Origin of the sequence: Vibrio rhodolitus, assembly GCF_003350325.1 — a bacterium.
In the GTDB taxonomy this organism is placed as follows: Bacteria; Pseudomonadota; Gammaproteobacteria; order Enterobacterales; family Vibrionaceae; genus Vibrio; species Vibrio rhodolitus.
In genome coordinates, this window is the sequence record NZ_QLYZ01000026.1 from 45,453 (window position 1) to 64,170 (window position 18,718).

Consider the following 18,718-nt stretch of genomic DNA (forward strand, 5'->3'; position numbering starts at 1 on the left):
AATTATTATGCATTTAGAGAAAAACTACAGTCTATGGGACGCTTATGGAACGTATTGATCCCAAGTTTGAGAACTAGAAAGTCAAAACAAACTTCCCGATACGTTAGTATACTGCACGAACAAAGATCAAGCTACGAAGCCAAACCTCACAATCAAAAGCTTCCTTATAAGAGGTGTAGACCTCTCCAACTCGAAAATGGACATAAATAAGTCAGATGGTTGTGAAAATTCGCTCTTATTGATAAAAATGTATGGGTAACATTTGAAAGCTGAACACGCATCAAATGACGAAATAGTCAGTGATCAGTCTTCAGATCGTCGATCTCCCTACTACATTTATATAGATTTCAAGAGTTAGTTGTTAAACGGAAAATAAGAAGTCACATCAAAACCAAACTCTTGCTGAATTGCTTTGGGAATATCCTGCTCATCCAACTCTTTGACTGTGAATCCAGTTTTCGAGTACTTTTCTAGCCGATTTCCCCGTAGAAACAAAAATGATTCTCCAACAACGAGAGAGAAACGTAGGCTATTGGAGAATGGATACTGGATACCAGAAGTGTAACGAGAGTTAATCTGATCAAAAATCTCTCTTTCCGAGCGAGGAGTAGTATTTATTTCCATCTGAAGGCTTTCTCTTCCTTGCTTTTCATGGAATACAACCAACCATTCATTATTTACCTCCGTACGATACTTCATACCGAAGCATTCAAAGGAGACGGCCTCATCTGCAGGCAATAACCTCAGTGCTGGCCAACCATTACCAATATCTGCATAAAAGCTGCGACCATCAACATTAACTCTGACCAATCGATGAATCTCTTTTCCTCCAATATATGCAGTGTGTAAATAAGCATTTGCGCCACGATCACGCACATCAGAAAGAAATGCTAGTGTTTTATCCGAACAGGTTCCTCCTGGAATCGTGTTTTCTCCCAGCCTGCCCATTAACAGATTCAAGTTATGAAAAGGAATATTCCTGAAGTGCTCAAGGATTAACTGTTCAATATGAGGAATCACCTGTGAGATTCTCCTCGAACATCAATAGCAATATCAAAGACTGGATACGAGTGAAAATAGTTGTCCCTCAACTCAAAATTGAAGTGTGTTCTCCATATCTTCAGTAACTCTTCACGCTCTGAACGACCGTTTTGCCTGAGATAGCGGACCACCATACCTCGAACCCCGCTTCCCACATCACAGGAAGTTTTTGGGCGCTTGAGGATTTCATCAGGAAGGTAGCCCAAAAAGCTTTGCCTCAAAACTACCTTGTTGCCGCTCGCATTATAAAGCTGACCATAACCTAGCTGGTTACTAAATGCTCTAACCATTCGGTCAAGGAAAGGACACCTAGGTTCAATAGAGTTTGCCATACAGGAGAGGTCGAGTCGCCTCAATTCGGTAAATTGCATATCGTTTATTAGCTGGTTTCTTGTTTCCTGCCAGGGATCTTTTTCCGAGAATTGATGATAGCCACCGAATAGTTCATCAGCTCCTTCCCCTGTTAAAACCACTTTAATACCTGCTTTTTTAGCCGCTCTTGCCAAAAGAAATGTTGAGAGGCCATTGCTGATCACCGATGGGTTATAACTCTCTGTTACATGAACAGTTTCGGAAACTAATTCAGGTATTTCATCTTCATGCGGTAGCGAAACATAAGAGACGTTTTTAAGACATAAATATTCCACCACTGTCTTAGCTGCAGCTGAGTCTAAGCTATCTATATTACCTAGAATGAAGTAATGAGCATCCGCTCTAAATCGAGATGTAATGCTGGCTATGATTGAACTATCAAGCCCCCCGCTAAGAAAAACACCCACGGGTTGATCGTCACTTGGTAATCTCTTTCGAACACTCTCTATCAGAGCTTCATTTAAGAGGCTGTCGGTCGTTTCTTGTTGATGTTCTTTTAAAAGCTCAAACTTACCAGAGCTCAAATTCACCTTAGATACACCTTTTGGCAAAGCTTTAAACCAATCTGCTTCTGGTAAAGCTTTGAGCTCACTCGTAATAAAAACAGTGCCTTTGAGTGAACCCACAAAAAGTGGCTTTTTGCCCATAAAGTCACGCAAGCAAAATGCTTCCGTTCTTTCAGGGTTCAATAGAACTGCAGCATAGAATCCATCTAGCTCATCTATGATATCCTCTTTCATCATTAGAAATAGAGGTAACATGACAGAAGTGTCACAATCTGACTCTGGTAATTGATGCCGCACAATTAAGTCTCGATAGTTATAGACCTCACCATTTACGACAGCAGACCATCCTTGCTCTTCAAAAGGTTGATGCCCTTGCTCTGCATCACCATTAATCGAAAGTCTTTGAAAGCCTACAGAAGCACCGTTACCTATAGAGATGCTCATGCTGTCAGGCCCCCTGTGCCGGAGCTTCTCTGTACACTCAGATATCAGCTCATGGCTTTTTTCACCAACCAGCAGTACCAAGCCACACATTTAACAATACTCCACCTGCTCAGATGCCAAACTTGCTTGTGAGGTAAGTCCTGCTCGAACCTCCATGAGTAGTATACCGAGTCTGTTCTGGCCAGAGCCATCCCCCGGATCTCCCCAATATTTATCGTTTGTTGTTCGCTCCACTAGATTTCGATTCCCAGAACTTAACAGTTTGATTGCAAGATCCGGGTGCTGAGTAAACTTCGCTCGTAGGGCTTTTCGCATGATGTCTTCTCGAATAGTCACCCAATCATTTGTGCCAAACTGATCTACTAATTCATAGGCTTGTGACTTTGCCAGCATAGGTGTTGAAGCGCATCGAATATACTCTCGATGAGCTTCATGTGTAAACTTCTGAGCTTGATAGTAATGCTCTGTTGTTGGCCAAATCACCCCATCAATGAACACCGAATGTCGTGAAAAGTTTGATAACTCTCCCCACGGCTGATCAGAATGATAAAAATATACGGGTTCAGATACATAGTCAGTAGCTTCTAACGGCAGTCTATGACCTAGCTTTTCATTCTTAGTAAATAAATACTCTTTGTTTTCAGGGCGAACATTTGGGTTGGTATTAACCATTTGGGTTTGAATACCATGATCGTTCAGATACTGATGTTTTCGTGGGTTATTTGAAACTAGACGCACTGCTGAGATATTGAGTTGCTTTAAAAAATCGACCGCCTCCGCATAAGTGCGAACATCTTGTTCAAGCCCCATTTTTTCAAAAGCCTGAGCTGTATCTAAATTATCACACTCCATTGACCGAACAGCTGTTATCTTTAAAGACAGGCCTTGCCCACGACCTTCTTGCTGTTGATAAATAATTACCCCTCGGCCTTCAATGGCTAGATTCTTCATGGTCTCCCTTAGTTGGTCTGCACAATCGCAGTCTAATGCCCCAAATACTTCAGAGGATCGACAGGATGAGTGAATCCTCAGAAGTGGGAGCTCACCTTGAGATTTAATATCCCCCATGCAGATCACACTAATATTGTCATCGGTAGTATCATACATTCGAAATTCGCCCATCGCGGTAGGCAATGTACACCAGTTGTCAATCTGTAGTTTCACTAGTAGTCTCCAATAATCCATCATTTTCTCTTTTAGACTCAAGCCCCGCAGAGGAACCATAATTAGTGACCAGTGCATTGCGATAAGCGTCAGTGGCTTGAACTAGTTGGCTGAGAAAATGTGATATATCATTTTTGCCAATTTCCCTAACCGCGCGGCTAATTTTGCTGTAAGTAACAAGAGAAAACTCTTCTTCAAGGCAGCTAGTAAGTGGCAATAGTTCTTTTCCTGATGATGAAAATTTTAAGGTCTTTACCAATCCCTTAATTCGATAGAAGCTTTGCTTTAATGCGTTCATTCGGTCCACCATTTGCTCAATCGTCATTTCGTGAATGATTTGGACCTCTTCTGGGCGAAAGCTCAATTGATGCTCAGGGTTTGCCTGTAAGAAATTTGTTAGCCCCGCATAAAGTGCAGAGCCAACTATTTCACTTTGAACCTTTTCAGCATTAACCGATGGTTTGTCAGAGATGCGACCGACATGCTTGATGGGAAAAGAGACCGCTTTGATTGTCATGCCTCGATAGTAGCGATTGACAATGGCCCAGATCATGTCAGAGCGCCGGGCTTCTTTGCCATGCATGGTAAGTATCAAATTCGGTGTATGCTGTACTGCCTTGTGGTTCAAGATAAAGGTACAGCCACCACGATTCACTGAGTATTTCGCCTCTTTCAATGGGTCACGGCATTCTGTAGCTATTATTGAGCGTGTTATAGGAGTACCGTTTAAAACTCCTTCCGCGCCAGCAATAAGCCGGGCACGAGCTTCTCTGACGGTCTCATATTCATAACTCGGTTCTAACCAAATAGGGGATTCCAAGTGTGCGGTATGCCTGCGAGAAAGGTCATAGTAATAATCAGGAAAATTTGCTCGCAATAGAGCATTCTCTGCTGAGCGATCAGGCAAAATTGACTCATCCGGCAATTTAGCCAACCACTCTAGATTGTGTGCTAGATCCATTAGCTGGACACGTAGCCCATTCAAAGGAGGATTAGGTGAAGAGCCCTCATAGGTCCCGAGAAGCACATCCACACCTTGTTTACGAAAATGAGGAAGCCAACCGATATAATCATAAGCACGATGATCGAGACGCATGTCATCATCGAGAATCCAGCCAATTGCTCCAGGAGATTGCTCAAGCTCTTCGCCTAAATAGCGCTGCAGCATTGTTCGGGCTAGGGCTATGCCGACCTGTCCAACTGGTCTGAATTTAATTTCTTCTCCAAAATGACCATTGCATACATCGTGGCTTTGCCGCTTCTCTGAAATGAGGTTGAGTCTGGGAATCTGCCAACTTGTAGAATCAAACAGTTGTTGAAGCTCATGCTCATCACATCCATTACACAGCACAGAGATAGAAAGAGATCGAATGCTAGTGTGGCCTATCAACACTCGAAGGCTGCTGATTAATGGTAGTAACATTAAAGGATTGGCAGTGATCACGCCAATGGCGAGCTCGAAAGGCTCTGCTTTAGGAGCAGAAAGCAATGCTGATTCACAACGCACTTGGGTATGAACGGGGTAGTCTAGTTTTGCTCGAAACGCTGGATAACCATCCAGTTCAGGTATACGTTCATCAGTTAATGATTGCCGCATCAAAGCATTCAAATCAGGTCTATCTGCGCACCAACAAGTAAGATAAGTACGCCTTGCCATATGTTCAAAACCCAGCTCAGTCCATGGGCGGATATCCGAACCATAGTCAATGAGCTTTACCTCTTTATCCGTTTGAATCAGATTCTTTGGGTGTATGTTATTGCAAACAATTCCGGCTTGAGTACAACCGTTGATTAGCTGAATAAGTAACTCTTCAGCCCCACCATTGTAGGGCTTGCTGATTTCATAAGGGTAAGTAATGAGAACCCAGGAGCCATCTCTGACGACAGAGAGAAGAGGATATAGCCCTGAGGTATTTTTCCATGTAGGACCGCTATTACAAAGAAACTCAAACTGAGCTTTTGGTGTTCGCGTTTTCCAGTAATCGATACATTTAAAAACAGTCAGCCCATCGGTGAATACAATAGCTTCTGAGCCATAGCCTAATCTTCTCAATGATTTGGGCTTAAAGTGTTGGGCAACTCGATGCTCAGCAGAAGTAATCCTAAGCTCGTGTATATGCTGATTTATACCGTTAGTTGCCAAATGTTCGGGTTCCGCATGATCAGATAAATCAAGCGCACCACTCTCCATCAAATAATCTTCAGAGCTGTTAAAAAGCCTGAGATCCGATTCTAAAAGAGTTCCAAGTTCCCACGCTTTACTACCCGGCCTCAGTTCAGAAATGCGATTGCTATATATCCGCAGTAGCTCTGCAGATTCAACAGGAAAGCAACCTATTCCCAGCTCACGCAAAGTAGTGGAAATGTGGTGCTGTGCTAGATCTTCTGCTTTGGATAGAAATACAACATCCAGCCCTACCAAGTCGAGATTCAGGAAGTGCTTAAAAAACAACTCCAGTATCTCTAGCTGCTCTGAGTTAATCCCATTTCTAAACACCAAAACAAGTGCTTTATTACTTGTCTCTGCTAAAAGATCACTGCCATCAGCACTAGAGGACTCCCAGTTAAAAAGGTCAAATGCTCGTTGAGTAAAGGCTCTTCTTTGTTCAGCAAACATACGCGAATGGTACTTCCGCCAGAATGCAGTTAGCCCTGAAGACTTGGGACCGGTCCCGGGTGTACTTAACCTCACCCGGTCTGACTCGGCATAATGATTGACCAAATACATCGGAATGGCTTGATATCGAATTGTATTCATGTCCGCTAAACGAATACATAAGTCCCGATCTGTAGAACTGTTCAGAGATTCATCAAAACCTCCAGCTTCTAAAAAGGTATTCAGGCGGAGAAATAGGTTTGAGCCCTGTATGCCTGGATTACCTACCAGAAAAGCAGATCTACTTAGCTTTTCTGGTGCAGGATTTTGAATAGAATCTGTCGACTTGCCTTCGATTCGATTGATACCACATGCGACCATATCCAGGCACTGTGTTTCCATTGCATTCGAACAGCATTCCAGATATTCAGGAGACCACGTATCGTCATCATCAAGGAAAGCAAGCGCCACTTCGGAGGGGTTACTTTCTTCAGTTAATAAAGCATTGACTGCCGAATTCCAAGCTCCGCTTGCTCCCAATGTTCTATGATTTTCCAAGTAGAGGATCTTACAATCTAGTGAGTTGAATTGACTAATCGCCTCTCTATTTTTATTGCGATATTCATGATCTGAGTCGTCACAAATAATCAGGTAACAGGGCTTCCGAGTTTGACTTTGAAGTGCCTTCAGTGTTCTACTAATTAACAACTCACAACGATTTTTCGTGGCCACTATTACTGCTATCTTCAATGGTGACATCATTCTTTTATAGTCCTGAAAACTTTTTACCTATGATAAATGAGCATACAACTATTAGAGTGTCTATTTGATATAGACTGCTACTGCCTAATTCAGCTTGAACTACGGACGAGAAACGATATTGCTGCAACTGAAAGGAAGTTTCTTTTATGCAACTTATCGTATTCCAAGAGCTATATCAACTTCAGTTGACCATTCATTTTTAAATGATATCACCAACTCGCATCTTTATTACTTCACGGAAACCTGTTGATTCGACAGACGTTACTGGTGTAGCCAGACAAGCAGAAAGAACCAATCAATCACCCTTGATGCTTCTGCAGCCCTCTTAAAAGCCTGCATATAATTCTTCTTACCCTGCGAATTATATCTTATTAACTGAAATTGCAAGAATTGCAGCTATATTTATTGCGTCCTTTTCATTTTGTTACCTTTACTTTAACATTTTTGCATGTTCATAAATCATTTCAGTTTATCAATACTCCTTATTTAATTTATGGTCTAGTTATCACCGCCGATTGATATAAATTCGAAGGTTCGCTTATACCTCACATGGAAATAACTAACATTTGCCCCTTTCTATCCTATTAGCCCACCACTTTCACGCTTAAACTATGAATAGCCACCGACTTGATAGACACCTTTTAGTTAGACAAAATAACTAATAGAGAGGTGCTTATGAGCAGTAAGAGATATCCAGAAGAATTTAAAATTGAAGCTGTCAAACAAGTGACTGAAAAAGGTCGTAGCGTGGCTGATGTTGCAGCGCGACTAGGAACAACGAGCCATAGTTTGTATGCGTGGGTTAAACGCTACGGTCCCAACTCCTCACAATACCAAGCTCAATCTGATGAAAGTGCTGAAATTCGTCGACTTAAAAAGGAATTACAGCGAGTAACAGAAGAGCGAGACATACTAAAAAAAGCCGCGGTGTACTTCGCAAGCCAGAAGCTCAATCTGATGAAAGTGCTGAAATTCGTCGACTTAAAAAGGAATTACAGCGAGTAACAGAAGAGCGAGACATACTAAAAAAAGCCGCGGTGTACTTCGCAAGCCAGTCCGACTGAGGTATGCCTTTATTAAAGCGAATCAGACAATCTGGTCTGTTCGACGTATGTGTAAGGTCTTTGGAATTCACCCAAGTGGTTATCATTCTTGGCTAAAAAATCCAGATAGTAGACAAGAAAAGCGGCGAAAATATCTTCTCGGACTGATAAAGCAATTTTGGCTGGAGTCAGGCTGTGTATACGGTTATCGAAAGCCCCGCCCTAAAGGTGGTGTCGAAAACATCATTGTTTCCAACAAGCTCGCCCGAGAGTTCAACCCGCATGCGCCCAATCAATCGTGGGTAACTGATATTACATATATCAAAACGCACGAAGGCTGGCTGTATCTAGCGGTAGTTGTAGACCTGTTCTCTCGGCGGGTAATTGGTTGGTCAATGAAAAGTAGAATAACCAAAGAGCTTGCCCTTGATGCTTTGCTGATGGCTATTTGGCGTCGTTCACCAATAGAAAAAGTGCTCGTTCACTCAGATCAAGGAAGCCAGTACACCAGCTACGACTGGGACAGGTTTTTGAAACAGCATGGTCTTGAATCAAGTATGAGTCGCCGTGGTAACTGTCAYGACAATGCGGTTGCCGAGAGTTTTTTCCAGTTACTCAAAAGAGAAAGAATTAAGCGGAAGATCTAYACCACGAGAGAGGAAGCTCGTATGGACATCTTCGAATATATTGAGATGTTCTACAACATTAAACGCCGACATGGTTCCAATAATCAGTTGTCGCCAGTAGAGTATGAAAAGCAATATGAAATCGAATTAAAGAGTGTCTACTGATTTGGTGGCTATTCACACTGCCATATACTTCAACACTCAAACTTGGTTACCGTGGCTGCGTACACTGGGCTTCGTATTGGAGAATTGATTGCGCTCGCATGGGAAGATGTTGATTTAGCTAACAGAACTATTTGCATACGTCGTTCTGCCTATACAGACCGAGGACTAAAATCAACAAAGACTAATGAAGAAAGATTGGTAGACCTATTTCCACCAGCTATCGAAGCGTTGAAGGCCCAACAGCTTTTGACCTTAACCGAAAATTTTCCAGCAAAAGAATACGATGTTGAGGCACCAGACTTAACGTTATATCAGGAATCATTGCGCTTTGTGTTTAATCCAAAAGCGGTAAGAGCGCAAAAAGGAAGTGATTATGATTACTATGGTCATAGAGCCATTGGTCGAATCTGGAAATCAATGTGTCGTATAGCCGGAGTCAACTATCGAAACCCGTATCAACTCAGACACACCTATGCGAGCTGGTTAATCACGCATGCAAATGTAAATGTTAGCTATTTAGCCGAAAAAATGGGACATGCTGATATCACAATGATTGCCAAAATATACGGCAAGTGGCTAAAAGAGGCGAATAAAACCGAGTCTGAACGTGCATGGAAAGCACTGATAGAAGCCCATAGGTTGAGTCTTGATGATTGATTTTTCCGATAATGGGCTTGCACATTAAAACGCCACAGAGACTTTCTGCGGCGTTTTTGTTTTATATCAGATACTTAGAAGCAAAATGGTCCCAAAGAAAATAAGGCGATTTTTCCCTCTGATTTTGGGACCAAATTGGGACCATTCACTAGGCTAAATGGGGTTATGTTTACCATTTATATGCTCGAATAACCCGTATTCAAGTAAATAGAACGGCTGCCGATTTAGCCTGCTTTTGGTTATTCCCAGTCGAGAATAACTTTGCCAGACTGCCCGCTACGCATGATGTCGAAGCCTTTTTGGAAGTCATCCACTTTGAATTGGTGAGTAATGATTGGCGTCAAATCTAGGCCAGATTGGATCAATGATGCCATTTTGTACCATGTCTCGAACATTTCACGACCGTAGATACCTTTGATCACCAAGCCTTTAAAAATAACTTGGTTCCAGTCGATACCCATGTCTGATGGTGGAATACCTAGTAGTGCAACTCGACCACCGTGGTTCATGGTTTTTAGCATTGAGTTAAACGCTGAAGGGTTGCCTGACATTTCTAGACCCACATCGAAGCCCTCTAACATGCCAAGATCAGCCATTACGTCTTCTAGTGACTCTTCTGCCACGTTCACAGCACGAGTCACGCCCATTTGACGAGCAAGGTCTAGGCGGTATTCATTCACATCCGTAATCACAACATGACGAGCACCAACGTGTTTTGCCACTGCTGCAGCCATAATGCCGATTGGACCCGCGCCAGTGATCAATACATCTTCACCGACTAAGTCAAACGACAGAGCTGTGTGTACTGCGTTACCAAATGGGTCAAAGATTGATGCTAGATCGTCAGAGATGCCATCAGGGATCTTAAATGCGTTAAATGCTGGGATCACTAGGTACTCTGAGAAACAACCAGTGCGGTTTACACCCACACCAATGGTGTTACGGCATAGGTGGGTGCGACCAGCGCGACAGTTACGGCAGTAACCACACGTGATGTGACCTTCACCAGACACACGATCGCCGATATTGAAGCCACGCACTTCTTGACCAATCGCGACGACTTCACCCACGTACTCGTGACCAACAACCATAGGTACTGGAATGGTTTTTTGTGACCATTCATCCCAGTTGTAGATATGAACGTCAGTACCACAAATAGCGGTCTTCTTAATCTTGATCAGTAGATCGTTGTGTCCAAGCTCAGGCTTGTCCACTTCGGTCATCCAAATGCCTTCTTCAGGCTTTAATTTTGATAATGCTTTGATTTTCATACTACACACCGAAATTTGCTCTGAAACGTTCAGAACAATGAAATCTTATCTATAAAAATAGTGTATTTTTTGCTTAGGCGATTTGTATCTCTACTCAATGGCATACCCGCTGAGTAGAGATAGTGTTTTTGGTTCGCTCTAAAGCGGCAATTGAGAAATTACTGAATAATGCCCATGTTGCGACCAACTTCGATAAAGGCATCGATAGCGCGATCAAGTTGCTCACGTGAATGTGCAGCAGACATTTGTGTACGGATTCGTGCCTGACCTTTCGGTACAACTGGGAATGAGAAGCCCACTACGTAGATATCTTTCGCTAGACAGCGCTCTGCAAACTCAGCGGCAACTTTCGCATCGCCAAGCATGATCGGAATGATTGCGTGATCAGCACCCGCTAGTGTGAAGCCTGCTTCAGTCATACGTGCACGGAAGTGCGCTGCGTTTTCCCACAGATGGTCACGTAGATCGCCACTCTCTTGCAGCAAATCAAGCACGCGTAGAGACGCGTTAACAATTGCTGGAGCGACAGAGTTTGAGAATAGGTATGGACGAGAACGCTGACGTAGCCAATCAATCACTTCTTTCTTACCAGAAGTGTAGCCGCCTGACGCGCCGCCCATTGCTTTACCTAGCGTACCCGTGATGATGTCGATACGGTCAATCACATCATGGTACTCATGCGTACCTGCGCCATTTTTGCCCATAAAGCCCACTGCGTGCGAGTCATCAACCATCACTAGCGCGCCGTATTTATCCGCTAGGTCACAAATTGCTGGCAGGTTTGCTACCACGCCATCCATTGAGAACACACCGTCAGTTACGATTAGGGTGTTACGTGCACCCGCTTCTTTCGCCGCAATAAGCTGCTCTTCCAGCTCTTGCATGTTGTTGTTCGCGTAGCGGTAACGCATCGCTTTACATAGACGAACACCGTCAATGATTGAAGCGTGGTTTAGTGCATCAGAGATGATTGCGTCTTCAGCGCCAAGAATGGTCTCAAATAGACCTGTGTTGGCATCAAAGCAAGAAGTGTAAAGAATGGTGTCTTCTTTACCTAGGAATTGAGACAGTTTTTGCTCGAGCTGCTTATGGATATCTTGCGTACCACAGATAAAGCGAACTGAAGCCATACCAAAACCGTGTTGATCCATACCCGCTTTACCCGCTTCGATTAGAGCTGGGTGATTAGCAAGACCAAGGTAGTTGTTAGCACAGAAGTTTAGGACTTCTTGACCCGTTGAAATTTGTACTTGGGCTTGTTGCTGAGAGGTAATAACACGCTCAGACTTGTAAAGGCCTTCAGCCTTTACTTCTTCAAGTTGCTGTTGGATCTGTTGGTAAAATGCAGAGGACATGTTCAATTCCTTCCTATCTTTATAGTTTTAATCACGCACATCACAAAATGAACAACTTCATCTGCGATGGCATTAGGCTATTAAAGGGCTTAGCACTTCAACAGCCGTTTCCATAAAGTGTAATCTAGGTTAGGAATTAGAATTATCCCACTAGGTGGAAAAACATTATTGAATCACAGGCACAAATCAGTTTTACTTAGAGCCGTTCATCGTCAGTTGCACAGCAGCGAGAATGAACACGGCTGAGGTAATTAGCATGATATTTTCGAGTGTCGACCATAGGTCGAGCACGGCATCAGCGTAAGGCATCTTGGTCTCCTCGTCGGTTTTCGTTGTAGCAACATTAGCGTGCCAGTGGCTTTGAAACCGCGAGCTAAATCGCAAAAATTCTTTATTTTCATATATATCAACATGTGACAGATTATGATCAACAGCCGCCTCATCGCTCTACTTCCTGACCTTGCCACCTTTATCCTGATCGTTAATCAAGGCAGTTTTACCGCTGCTGCGAAACAGCTTGATGTTACGCCCTCGGCGCTAAGCAAATTAATCACCCGCTTGGAAAAAGCGCTGTCAATAAAGCTATTTGAGCGCACTACCCGTAAATTGGTGATCACGCCTGCTGGGCAAAAGGTATATGACCAAGCATTGTTGATGGTTAATGCTGCGCAACAAGCGATTGAGCTATCAAGTAGTGATCATACTGAAGTTAGCGGTGCGATTACTGTGGCGGCGCCAGAGGCGTTTCTTAACTCAGTTCTGCAGCCGCTTGTATTGCCATTTCTTGAACAATACCCAGAAACTGAGCTTAAACTGCGCGTTGCCGATGGTGAAATGGATCTATTGCGCGATCGAATTGATATTGCTTTTAAGTTAACCGACAAACCCGACGAAAATCTGGTGCTTAAAGAAATTGGACAAACCCATCTTCGTTTGTGCGCCAGTCCTGAATACATCGCAAAGCACGGCATGCCCTCTCACCCTACCGAGTTAGTCGAACATCAATGCCTCTATTTGGCAGAAAGAGAGCGCGATAATGTGTGGGATTTCTTTAAAGATGATGAATACCACTCAGTTGCGGTGACGGGGCGATACGCGGTTAACCATTCGCAAATGCGCCTGACCGGAGTAAAAAATGGTTTAGGTATCGGTATTTTCCACGATTTCGTTATTGCCGATGCCCTGCAAGATGGCAGTGTCATTGAAGTGCTCAACGCTTGGACCATCAAGAGTAACTATCACGGCGCCATTGCGATGCAATATCCTCAAACCCAATATATGCCCGCACGTTTGCGAGCATTTATTGATTTTGCCGTCCATCATTTAGGTAAGAAGCTTAATAGCTAGCGCTACTCACTCTTGAGTGGCTGCTGTTTTGCCTTGGGCTGGGAGAGGTTAATCACGTTGCCACTGAGCATCAACATTGCGCCGACAAGTAGAGTCACATCGACTTGTTCGGCATAAAATAGCGCCCCTATCACAGCAATCGCAGGTAAGCGCAAAAAGTCCATCGTCACTACAACTGCAGCGTCAGCGTATTTCATCGCATTCGATAAACAGAAATGGGCACTCAATGCGGTGACGCCAATCACGGTAAGCCAAAGCCAATGGATTCCAACTGGCGTTTGCCAGTTTGGTAATGCAAACGCCATGGTGATGGGAAACTGAATAATGCACATATAAAACAGGATAGTAAGCGGCGCATCGGTGGCGGCAAGCGTGCGCGTACTGATATAGGCAAAGCTGTAACAGATTGCCGCAAGCAAAATGATCACCACGCCGATGTCGACCTGCTTAAAACCCGGCTGCACTATCAAAAGCACACCGATAAAACCCAGTACGATTGCACAAACTTTTTTAAACGTTAGTGATTCTTTAAGGAAAAGAAAAGCGAGTAAAGCGGTCCAAAATGGGACGGTAAACTCGAGAGCAAACACTTCAGCGAGAGGCAGCAAACCTATAGCAATAAACCAACCGTATTGACCAGCAAGGTGGCTTAAATTTCTTAAGCCATGCCAACCCAATCGCTTAGTTCGAAACAGCTGTTGTTTGCCAGTTGCAACAATCACAGCAATGATAATAGACAGGCTGATAGCACTACGAACAAACAGCACCTGAAAGGTATTTAACTCGCCACTTAACTCTTTGGCGCCGATTGCCATAAAACAAAAAGATGTTAGAGCGCCTAACATCCATACCGCTGACTTATAGATAACAAACTCCTTTTTGTTACTTATTGTGAGAGGTCTAGTAATAAGGGAAGCATTGCGCCTCCCTTCCCTTACTGAGAATTGAGATTAACCTTACTGCGCGAGAGCATACTCCACGGCAGCTTCTGCATGGATTTGAGTGGTGTCGTATAACTTAACATCGGTGTGCTGAGGTTCAACCAATAAAGCAATTTCCGTACAGCCCAAAATCACAGCTTCAGCACCTTGTGCAACAAGGTCATCAATGATTTGCAAATATTGCTCGCGAGAAGCTTGCTTGATTTCACCTTTGCACAGCTCTTGATAAATCACATCGTGCACTATCGTGCGCTGCGCTTCATTTGGCACAATGACATCTACAGCAAACAGATCAACCAATCGCTGCTTGTAGAAATCTTGTTCCATAGTAAAACGCGTGCCCAATAAGCCTACTTTTTTAACACCATCAGCCACGAGTCTTTGAGCCGTCGCGTCAGCGATATGCAAAATAGGCGTCGAGATGTGCGCTTCAATATCTGGCACCACTTTGTGCATCGTGTTGGTGCAAATTAAGATAAAATCAGCCCCACCAGCCTCGACTGAACATGCGGCGTTGGTCAAGATCTCCGCTGTTTCTGACCATTTTCCTTGATGCTGCAATTGTTCAATTTCGTGAAAATCAACACTGTATAAACAGATTTTTGCCGAGTGTAGCCCACCAAGCTGAGCTTTAACACCTTGGTTTAGCGCTTTGTAATAACTCGCTGTTGACTCCCAGCTCATGCCGCCAATTAATCCGATTGTTTTCATTTTTAGTTCTCTAATGGGTATAACTGACCACTAATTCGGTTGCCCGTAATTTCAACCATTCCCAATACAGGGTCGGTGGTTTCGGTAGCAAAACGAAGATTACCTTTGCCACTCCATACTGCGTTATTGCCTGCTGTTTGCCAACCACCAGTTTCACTGATATGGTTCGCAAGTAACACAGGAAAACGATGTTGCTTACCGATTCTCGCCAGTAGTTCTGCGTCTGCCTCGTAGCCGTTTGGCGACAATAGTGCACTAACCAAATAAACATCCGCTTCATCTTCAGCAGCTTCACTGCTATGAATCGGCTGAGTAAAATCCGCACAAATTGCTAGCGCTAGTTTGTAACCTTTTAATCGTATGGTGTAATTATGCTGGCCTTCAGAGCAATACTCATTTTCGCCGCTATGCAGATATTGCTTAGCATAGTAATCCAACTCTCCTGTCGGTTTACATATCACAGCACTAATTGATGGTTTCTTCTTCGCTTGTTTTAAAAAACAACCCGCAACAATTGTGATTTGCTGAGTCACCGCTAGTTCTGAAAGGTCACGTAAAATACTATGTTTTGAATCAAAACATAATTCTGCCGCCATTGGCAGTACATACCCCGTCAAAGAAAGCTCAGGGAATAAAATAAGATCCGCACCTTGTTCGGCTGCGGTTTTAGCCGCTTTAACATGTTGACGAAAGTTAGCTTCAGTATCACCATCAATAACGGGGATCTGAGCAAGTGCAACAACTAAACTGTTTTGATTCATAACAACACCTTCTACACGACACATTACAACTCTTGACCACGTCCAGTGGTAAGAAAATGGACCCAATCCAACCGCTCTCTTAAACGAGCTTGTTCAACTGCCTGCTCAACCGGGTAAGAAACTTTATGAAAAGAGACATTCCAGTCGCCTTGCTCTGACTGGTTTAAAACGGCATAACTTGCCTTGTTACTATAGTTTTCCATCGAATGAAGATGAGGCTCATCATCCGTATAAGCTGGCATACCTACACTTCCAGGATTCACCACCAATTGACCGTTTGATAACTCAACACAACGAGGTATATGAGTATGCCCGCACAGAATAACTGGTGCATCCTTACCAGCAAGCAGCTCAATGATTTCGCTATCACTGCGCATTTTGGGAAAACCTTGCTCGGTATTCTCTAAAAGATAAATCAAATCATTGCTTGGCGTGCCATGACAAGCATAGATATCAGCGGAAATATGTGTGTCAAATGGCAGGCTCTGCATCCAACTCAACGGCTCTTCGCCGAGATCTTGCAAGATAAATTGCATGGTTGGGTTGGCGCTTATCTCATCGCCAGATGCTTGAAAAATTTGTCGGTCTTGGTTGCCACAAATGGTTATGGCATCGAGGGATTGGAGGTAGTCATAGGTAGCACGAGGCGCAATAGGACCGTATAAGATATCGCCTAAATTAATAAACCGCTCAACACCCAGAGACTTGGCGTGGTTTACAACAGCATTGAGCGCATACACATTGCTGTGTATATCGGAAAGCACGGCATACTTTGACATTTCACTCATTCCTTGAGCAATAAACAACTTCGTCAATATAGCAGTGTTTTTATTTTTCAAACAACAAGTTATAGCAATCTAAATCAACATAATTTGATGCGCTGTGGAAAAGCTTGGCGGCGCACGAGGAATTGCAGGTTCAAACCGAGTGCTTAGAGCCAAAAAAGCATATTCAGTATCACCCGCAATGTTGCTTCGTTTGAAGTAAAGTGTGGGAGCAGTATTAAATTCAGGTAGAGCGGCAAAATAAGCAAAGGGACAGGGTTTACTGTGCTGGGTTGCGGGGCTGGCTTGTTCAACTTGAACGTATTCGAAACCATTGATAGTACATAATCGGCTCCAAACACCTGCACTCGCGCCATGAGCATTTATCACCGGCATTAACGCCACGAGCACCCAGCTCAGCGCACTGGCGATAAGCATCTGTTGGTGGAACGCGTTTCTGTGCGTTAGCGTTGGTGAATCCATCTTTGCCCTCTCGAGTCGAAGAACAAATATATAACCAACTAGAAACACATTCAGGAAAAGTGTTTAAAATTCACTCATAGATCATAAAATTATGACATGACAAAGTGATACGCATTAACTTGCCATTAGCTATGATGCCATTCCCCTGCCGCCAAACCTCTCGCCTATGCAGTAAATTGTCAAAAGCTCGCCACCACTCTCCATGCACGACTAACAATAGTTCGCGCTCTTCAGTGCACAGCTTGGTTATCAACTGCCGTGCCTTGTATAGCCGCTGCTCTAACTGCAATTCGCTCTCAGCTCCCTCAAGCAGCATTGGCTTACTATAGCGTTGATGATATTGCAGCCATTGCGGGCAAGTGGGCTCTAATTCGATCTTTTTCCCTTGCAGAACACCAAAGTGGCGCTCATTAAGCAATGACGATGTCAGCAATTGGCTATTGGGATGAGAGTCAGCGATTAGCTTGCCGCTTTGCACTGCCCGACCTAAAGTAGAGGTTAGAATGTTCAATGAGGTAACGTTGGGCAGTTTTAGCGCGGCAAGTTGCTGTTTTGCGCTGACGGTTAGCGCACTATCAAGCTGCCCCTGCAAACGCTGCTCTTGATTCCACAGCGTCTCACCGTGTCTCATCACCCAAATAGATTTCGTCATTTCTCACTATCACTCAACACGACACGTGACAGCGTCACTCAAGTTGTGCTTTTCAAGCTTATCGATGGCATATTGCAGAGCTTGTTGCATCTGAATCAGCGACTGCTTGTCGCCACACAGCCCCAAACGAATCGCATCCTTTTCATCGCAAAGACGCACTAGTAAAAGTTGTTCACAGCAATATTGGTACAAAGCCTCTGATTGAGGATGTTCAATACGAATAAACAAGCTCGCACTGCGCACCGAATCGGGCGAGAACAATTGCATCAAAATCGTTAACTGTTCATTCTTGAGTTCAGTCAGTCTGGTTGCCACTTGGTGCTGCCACTGTTGATCCAGCAATGCTTGGGTTGCCAAATAGCGGCTTGGACCTGAAAGCGTCCAAGGACCTAATTCTGCATTTAGCTTTGCTCGCCATGTTTCATTTGCGGCGACAAAGCCAACTCGAAGACCTGCCAGTCCAAAGAATTTTCCTAGCGAGCGAAGGACAAGCGTATTCGATCTTAGCTCTGACCTTAATCGCGAAGCGTCGTCGTCGCCATCCATAAATGCTTCATCGATGATCAGGATCTGCTTTGTAGTTAATTGCGACTCTAATTGCGCGATAGCTTGCCCGCTATGTTTCACCGTTGTGGGGTTGTTAGGATTAATCAGCACCACGACATCCGCACAGCTTAACTGAGCGTTAAGTGGTTTATGCTGATAAAATTCAATGCGCCAACCTGCTCGCTGCCAAGCGCCATGATGTTCTTGATAACCTATTTGTGGCAGCAAAACACAACCCTTATATCCAAGTTGCGTCTCAATCACACGAGGCAGCGCCATAATCGCAGCTTGTGAACCTGCAACTGGCAACAAATCAGGATAGCCATAATACTGCTGGGCCGCAGCTACCAAACCATCTTCCTCTTCAGGCAAACGATGCCAAGCTTGCTGAGGAATATCGATTGAAGGGTAGCTTATCGGGCTTATTCCCGTACTTAAATCTAACCACTCTTTAGGATCCGAATTGCGCTTTCGCGCTTCTTGGATCAGTTTTCCGCCATGATGAAGCACT

The 18,718-nt window shown here is 43.9% G+C and carries 15 protein-coding genes and 1 pseudogene; 3 read left to right on the forward strand and 13 right to left on the reverse strand.

Translation table 11 applies throughout. The features are described 5' to 3' along the window. Positions 1–354: 354 nt before the first annotated feature. The 4 genes from DPF93_RS18985 to DPF93_RS19000 form a co-directional block, all read right to left on the reverse strand. Complete coding sequence (locus tag DPF93_RS18985) at positions 355–1,020, reverse strand: arylamine N-acetyltransferase (RefSeq protein WP_114767619.1); 666 nt, start codon at positions 1,018–1,020, stop codon at positions 355–357. Then, positions 1,017–2,363 (reverse strand): asparagine synthetase B family protein, encoded by a 1,347-nt coding sequence (locus DPF93_RS18990; RefSeq protein ID WP_164675399.1) that lies wholly within the window; start codon positions 2,361–2,363, stop codon positions 1,017–1,019. The genes DPF93_RS18985 and DPF93_RS18990 overlap by 4 nt, the downstream gene beginning before the upstream one ends. Positions 2,364–2,453: 90 nt before the next feature. Continuing rightward, entirely contained in the window at positions 2,454–3,605 is a 1,152-nt protein-coding gene (ribA, locus tag DPF93_RS21390) for a GTP cyclohydrolase II RibA (protein WP_341866799.1), read from the reverse strand. Further along, positions 3,511–6,885 carry a glycosyltransferase family 2 protein gene (locus tag DPF93_RS19000; protein WP_114767621.1) on the reverse strand — a complete coding sequence of 1,125 codons (3,375 nt, stop codon included), beginning with the start codon at positions 6,883–6,885 and terminating at the stop codon, positions 3,511–3,513. The genes ribA and DPF93_RS19000 overlap by 95 nt, the downstream gene beginning before the upstream one ends. A gap of 675 nt (positions 6,886–7,560) precedes the next feature. Between DPF93_RS19000 and DPF93_RS21495 the strand changes: the two are divergent. Beyond that, positions 7,561–8,719: pseudogene (locus tag DPF93_RS21495) on the forward strand (IS3 family transposase). Positions 8,720–8,743: 24 nt separating this feature from the next. Next, positions 8,744–9,376: a site-specific integrase gene (locus DPF93_RS19015; RefSeq protein ID WP_114767623.1), complete on the forward strand. Its 633-nt coding sequence runs from the start codon at positions 8,744–8,746 to the stop codon at positions 9,374–9,376. Between the two features lie 239 nt (positions 9,377–9,615). Here the strand turns inward: DPF93_RS19015 and tdh are convergent, their stop codons facing one another. After that, positions 9,616–10,647: an L-threonine 3-dehydrogenase gene (gene tdh, locus DPF93_RS19020; RefSeq protein WP_114767624.1), complete on the reverse strand. Its 1,032-nt coding sequence runs from the start codon at positions 10,645–10,647 to the stop codon at positions 9,616–9,618. A 158-nt stretch (positions 10,648–10,805) separates the two neighbouring features. Then, positions 10,806–12,002: a glycine C-acetyltransferase gene (locus DPF93_RS19025; RefSeq protein ID WP_114767625.1), complete on the reverse strand. Its 1,197-nt coding sequence runs from the start codon at positions 12,000–12,002 to the stop codon at positions 10,806–10,808. Between the two features lie 423 nt (positions 12,003–12,425). Here DPF93_RS19025 and DPF93_RS19030 point away from each other — a divergent pair, with 423 nt between their 5' ends. After that, the gene (locus DPF93_RS19030) at positions 12,426–13,349 is read left to right on the forward strand and encodes a LysR family transcriptional regulator (protein WP_114767626.1); all 924 of its coding nucleotides are present in this window, start codon (positions 12,426–12,428) and stop codon (positions 13,347–13,349) included. A 2-nt stretch (positions 13,350–13,351) separates the two neighbouring features. Here the strand turns inward: DPF93_RS19030 and DPF93_RS19035 are convergent, their stop codons facing one another. From DPF93_RS19035 to DPF93_RS19065, 7 genes are all read right to left on the reverse strand, one after another. Then, a complete protein-coding gene (locus DPF93_RS19035) occupies positions 13,352–14,194 on the reverse strand; it encodes a DMT family transporter (RefSeq protein WP_114767627.1) in 843 nt (280 codons plus the stop codon). 111 nt (positions 14,195–14,305) lie between these two features. Continuing rightward, entirely contained in the window at positions 14,306–15,001 is a 696-nt protein-coding gene (locus DPF93_RS19040; RefSeq protein WP_114767628.1) for an aspartate/glutamate racemase family protein, read from the reverse strand. A gap of 2 nt (positions 15,002–15,003) precedes the next feature. Continuing rightward, positions 15,004–15,762, reverse strand: coding sequence for a carbon-nitrogen hydrolase family protein (locus DPF93_RS19045; protein WP_164675400.1), 759 nt, complete (start codon positions 15,760–15,762; stop codon positions 15,004–15,006). Between the two features lie 23 nt (positions 15,763–15,785). Further along, on the reverse strand, positions 15,786–16,541 hold the full coding sequence (locus DPF93_RS19050) for a metallophosphoesterase family protein (protein ID WP_114767630.1): 756 nt from the start codon (positions 16,539–16,541) through the stop codon (positions 15,786–15,788). Positions 16,542–16,619: 78 nt separating this feature from the next. Continuing rightward, positions 16,620–17,009 carry a hypothetical protein gene (locus DPF93_RS19055; RefSeq protein ID WP_114767631.1) on the reverse strand — a complete coding sequence of 130 codons (390 nt, stop codon included), beginning with the start codon at positions 17,007–17,009 and terminating at the stop codon, positions 16,620–16,622. A gap of 70 nt (positions 17,010–17,079) precedes the next feature. Beyond that, a complete protein-coding gene (locus tag DPF93_RS19060) occupies positions 17,080–17,661 on the reverse strand; it encodes a histidine phosphatase family protein (protein ID WP_114767632.1) in 582 nt (193 codons plus the stop codon). A gap of 9 nt (positions 17,662–17,670) precedes the next feature. After that, a complete protein-coding gene (locus DPF93_RS19065) occupies positions 17,671–18,717 on the reverse strand; it encodes a threonine-phosphate decarboxylase (protein WP_114767633.1) in 1,047 nt (348 codons plus the stop codon). Between the last annotated feature and the right edge of the window lies 1 nt (position 18,718).